Here is a 4,899-nt window from a genome sequence, read left to right as displayed (position 1 = left end):
AATTTAAAAAAATTTGGAAAAGATTTTTGGGTGGTATTGGATTTGAATGAAAATACCTCCCCCCTAGAAACGCACAAACTAGATACGTTTTCTTTAAAGGAGAGCTACTTAAATCCAAATCAATCCTTTTATTTTTTAGGTATCGTAGAATTTTTTTCTCCACGGACTTGAGCCTGATCTTTCGATGGAGTGATACTAGAGTATGAAACCTGCGCAAATCCGGTTTCCGGTGTCACGGTTATGATAGCCGTCTTTTTAGCTGTACTTAAAACTATTTGACAATTTTGGCCATTATGAACCAGCCTGTCATAACCTCTAGTCGCACCGCCGCCGGTCGTGCTCACTGCCTGCATAGGCCTTCCAAATTCATCAAAAGAAATAGTTTGCAAGTTGCTGTCTCCGCATACGCCGCGCAACTGCACATTAGTTATACCGAATTTTTTTACCAAATTATATTTCATACTGGCCTTTTTGCAACTGGCTTTTGAAATACCGCTCCATCCGGAGCTCATAAATTTATTCGGCTCCAACGGGTCTCTTGCTACTTCTTCTTCCGAATTTAAATTTCCAGTAGCGCTTCTATCATTATAAACGCTATATCTCCATTCGCTCGAGCCGTCGCAAAATGAAGCTTTGGTAAAACCTATACTCCATCTCTTTTTAAACCAGTTGGCGTCAGTAGGATCAAATTTATTATCCTGCATCGCTAGATGCTGGGTATAACGGATATGCGACATCACTTGGTCGGCGGCTTCGGCGATGTGATCGTCGTTTATTCTCGGTAGCGCCATAACGGCTATTATTCCTATTACTACTATTGCCACGACAAGTTCTAAAATCGTAAAGGCCTTTTTCATTCATTCTTCCCTAATTATCTTTCTTTTAACTTAAATCTTGCAATCTTTTTGCCGAATTTACTAACGGCAATATTATCATAATTATCACTCAAGCTCAAATTTAGCAGGCGTAGATCTGCATCCTCGCTCGTGTTTATGCCGTAGAATTTAAGCCTCAAAGCTAGCTTTTTATCATCCGTAAAAATTTTTTCTATACCCCTATCTTTTAGTTCTTTTGCAAGCTCTTTTGCTACATGGTATCTATAAACGAAATGCTTAGTCGGGTCTTTTAGTATGCCATAAAGCGTCTCGTTAAAAAGCACGAACAAAAATCCAACAAGTAAAGAAGCTACCACAAAAGAGGCTAAAATTTTATATCCTCGCCTAAACATCGGTAGTCTCACGCGGTACGAGCTAAAAAACACCCGAACTAAAATCGGTACGGAAATAATGCAAAAAGGCAGGTAGTTTTCGAGCTCCAATCGCTGTCTGATCGATAAAAACAAGCAAAATAAAAACGCCGTTATACAAACGAACCAGAGTAAATTTTTGGCCTCTTTTATCCAAATTCTATACATAGCATATACGAAATAGACGAAAATAAAAGGCGAAAACGCGGCTGCAAAAATACTCACGGTATCAAGCAAATGGCCGCTAGGCTTGCCGCCGGAGTTAAATCCGTAAAGATAGAAACAAAGCGCGAAAAGCAGCGCCGAGGTCCACGCCATCCTAGCGTCGCGTCTATAAACTCCGAAAATAAAAATCGCCGAAAAATAAACCAAAAACGCGCCGCTAACAAAAGGCAACACGCATAAAAGCGCGTAAAAAGCTAGCATTTTGCGTAGTTGATAAAGATAAATGCTCAAAAGCGAGAGCGCGATTATGATACCGGCGTCGTTTACCAAAATCGCCGATGCCATCGTCGCAGGAAGCAATATAAACACGACTGCGCTTACTACTCGGTCAAATTTGCGTTTTAAAATTTGCTTTGAGATCTTGTAAAGTAGCGCGACGCTAAAAATATGGCAAATAACAAAAGGAAGCCGCAAAGCATAGTCGTTTTGTCCGAAAATCTCGACTGAAAATCTAGCCAAAACGGCCGAAATTTTAGACGAGCTATAAAACGCATCCGCCTCGTAGTAGCTAATGCTAAGCGTGCTAATCGCATACGATAAAAAACAAAAATCTATAAGGCAGATGATAAAAAGTAAAAACGTTTCCGAGCGTAGCATGCTAAATTTAGGGCTTAAATTTGCTCTTCCCAGAAAAACTCTATCCACTCGTGCGCCTCTTTTACCGTAAAGTCGGGCAACAAAAGCGCTTTTTGTTTATAAAATATAGTCGCGATCTTTAGCTTAATATGCGGGAAACGCTTTAAAAGCTCTTGTTTGATAGCTATCATGCTCTCGCCCGTATCTATCATATCGTCCACTATCAAAATTTTATTAAATTTAGATAGATCAGGAACGTTAAAGACATCTATAGTATCGAGCTTTTTAGTCTCTTCGTAGTGAATTGAGTTTAGCGTAAAAAGATTGCGGTTATTTAGCAGACTCGCTAAAAAATGCCCTAAAGTAAGCCCTCCGCGAGCGACCGCCAAAATCACTTCTGGCTCGAAGTTTTCTTTGATATCTCGCGCCATTATTTTTACGTCTTTATGAAATTCCTCAAACGGATACTTTAGCATGTTTTCTCCTCAGTGTACTAAAAATACTATAAAACTAATGAGCGCAAGCACGATAACGCCGATATTTACGTATTCCCACTCGCGCCTCATGATACGAACCAGCAAATACGCCATAAACCCAAACGAGAGTCCTGTAGTAATCGAGTAAGTAAGCGGCATTAAAATGACTATTAAAAACGTCGATAAGGCTATAGCCGGATCTTTAAAATTTATATTTCCAAGCTCGCTAAACATCAGCACGCCCACCATCACGAGTATCGGATATATCGCGTTTGAAGGGATGGCTTTAAAAAGCGGCAGCATAAAAATCGTAAACACGAAAAATAGTCCGCAAAATACCGCCGTTAGTCCCGTCTTGCCGCCCTCTTCTACGCCACTAGCGCTCTCGGCAAAAGACGTCGTCGTACTAACGCCTACTAACGAGCCGGCTACCGTAGCTACCGCATCGGCTTCGAGGGTTTTTTCTAGTTTTTCGACGCCTTTTTGGTTGCTCTCGTCAAAGATTCCCGCCCTATTTCCCACGCCAGCTAGCGTGCCGATAGAGTCGAAAAGATCGGTTACGAAAAATGTAACGATCACCGGAAGCAGCGCAAAAGATAGCGCGCCCATGATATCAAGCTCTAAAAATATCGGCGATATCGAGGCCGGTAGCGAGATAAATTCTTTCGGATAGGGCGCGATACCGAAAATCCAAGCTATCACCGAGGTCGTAAATACCGCGATGATGAAGGCTCCCTTAACCTTCCACGCCCAAAAAAGTATAACAAAAAATAACCCCACAAAGCCCAAAATAACGTTTGGATCTTTTAAATTTCCAAGTCCAACCAGCACGGCGTCGTTATTTACGACTACGCCCATTTGCTGAAGCCCGACGAAGGCGATAAAAGCGCCTATGCCCGCGCTTATCGAGCGTCTGACGTCGTCCGGGATAGATTTTAAGACCCAGATTCTAAAATTCGTAAAAGATAGCACGACGAAAATTATACCCGAGATGAAAACCACGCCCAAAGCTGTCTGCCACGGTATTTGCATGCCTAGCACGAGACCAAATGTAAAATAAGCGTTCAGCCCCATTCCCACGCTCATAGCCACGGGCGTGTTCGCCCATATACCGTTTAGCACGGTAGCGATCACCGTGATGAGCGCCGTAGCCGTGATGAGCGCGTCCATCGGCATACCCGTTTTGCTCATGATTATCGCGTTTACCGGCACGATATACATCATCGTTAAAAAGGTCGTGAGTCCTGCGCTAAACTCGGTCTTTACGCTAGTGCCGTTTTGCTTTAGTTTAAAAAAATCCAACTTCGCCCCCTTAGTTATCGTAAATTTTTAGTTCGTTATACAGGCTATCTCGCTCGACGGGGACAAAGCCCGAGGTCTGGATAATATCGGTAAAATTTCTAAGACTCATACCGCTTGCCGATTTCGCTCCGGCCGCGCTTTGGATGCTCTCTTTTTCTATCGTGCCGTCTAGATCGTCGGCGCCGAATTCTTGCGCGACCATGGCTAAATTTATCGTCGAGGTCGCCCAGTACGCCTTTATGTGCGCGACGTTATCGAGCACTAGGCGCGAGATCGCAAAGGTCTTTAAAATTTCGACCGAGCCGGGATAGTTTTCCACTTTTAGATAGTTGTTGTCGCGCTGATAAACAAGCGGGATAAAGGCGTTAAATCCGCCCGTCTTGTCCTGCAAATCACGAATCCTTAGCATATGGTCGATGCGGTTTTGCCTGCTTTCTACGTGGCCAAACAGCATCGTGGCATTGCTTTCTCTGCCCTTTTCGTGCCAAAGGCGGTGGATTTTGAGCCAGTTTTCCGAGCTCACCTTGCCTTTGCAGATTTTACGCCTAACCTCCTCGTCAAAGATCTCCGCTCCGCCGCCGGGCATTGAGTCCACGCCGTATTCGAGCATCTTTTCTACGACCTCTTCGTAGCTAAGGCCGTGTTTTCGCGAGAGGAAATCAACCTCCGCCGCAGTTAGAGCTTTGACGTGGATTTGCGGGTATTTTTCCTTTATTTTTTTAAAAATTTCCAAATACCACTGCCACGATGTGTCGGGATTATGCGCCGAGACGATGTGTATCTCTTTTGCGCCGCCGGCGACGCTTTTTTCGACGATTTTTATTATTTCCTCGTGGCTCATCGTGTATGGGTTTGGATTTTTACGGTTTGCCGAAAACGCGCAAAATTTACACACGTCCGCGCAGATATTGGTCGGGTTTATGTGGCGATTTACGTTAAAAAATACCTTTTTGCCGTGCAGTTTTCGCCGTTTGGCGTTTGCGAATTTACCCAGCGTAAAAAGGTCTAGGTCGTATAAGCCGGCGCATTCGTCCGCGTCCAGACGTTCGCCGCTTTGGAGTTTTTCTATTAAAT

General features: G+C 43.7%; 5 protein-coding genes. All 5 read right to left on the bottom strand.

The features are described 5' to 3' along the window. Positions 1–128: 128 nt before the first annotated feature. Positions 129–857, bottom strand: coding sequence for a prepilin-type N-terminal cleavage/methylation domain-containing protein (locus tag QZ157_RS10550; RefSeq protein WP_295145410.1), 729 nt, complete (start codon positions 855–857; stop codon positions 129–131). A 14-nt stretch (positions 858–871) separates the two neighbouring features. Continuing rightward, entirely contained in the window at positions 872–2,116 is a 1,245-nt protein-coding gene (locus tag QZ157_RS10545; RefSeq protein ID WP_295145407.1) for a hypothetical protein, read from the bottom strand. After that, positions 2,083–2,523 (bottom strand): phosphoribosyltransferase family protein, encoded by a 441-nt coding sequence (locus tag QZ157_RS10540; protein WP_295145404.1) that lies wholly within the window; start codon positions 2,521–2,523, stop codon positions 2,083–2,085. The genes QZ157_RS10545 and QZ157_RS10540 overlap by 34 nt, the downstream gene beginning before the upstream one ends. A 9-nt stretch (positions 2,524–2,532) precedes the next feature. After that, positions 2,533–3,825 (bottom strand): NCS2 family permease, encoded by a 1,293-nt coding sequence (locus tag QZ157_RS10535; protein WP_295145401.1) that lies wholly within the window; start codon positions 3,823–3,825, stop codon positions 2,533–2,535. Positions 3,826–3,835: 10 nt separating this feature from the next. After that, positions 3,836–4,899: aminofutalosine synthase MqnE (gene mqnE, locus QZ157_RS10530; protein WP_295145397.1), on the bottom strand; the 1,064-nt coding region annotated here is incomplete at its 5' end.

The organism is uncultured Campylobacter sp. (assembly GCF_905372745.1).
Taxonomy (GTDB): domain Bacteria; phylum Campylobacterota; class Campylobacteria; order Campylobacterales; family Campylobacteraceae; genus Campylobacter_A.
This window is presented reverse-complemented; position numbering and strand designations above follow the sequence as displayed.

Coding starts and splice junctions, on each gene's coding strand:
- QZ157_RS10550 (WP_295145410.1), bottom strand. CDS start 857: ATGAAAAAGGCCTTTACGATTTTAGAACTTGTCGTGGCAATAGTAGTA.
- QZ157_RS10540 (WP_295145404.1), bottom strand. CDS start 2,523: ATGCTAAAGTATCCGTTTGAGGAATTTCATAAAGACGTAAAAATAATG.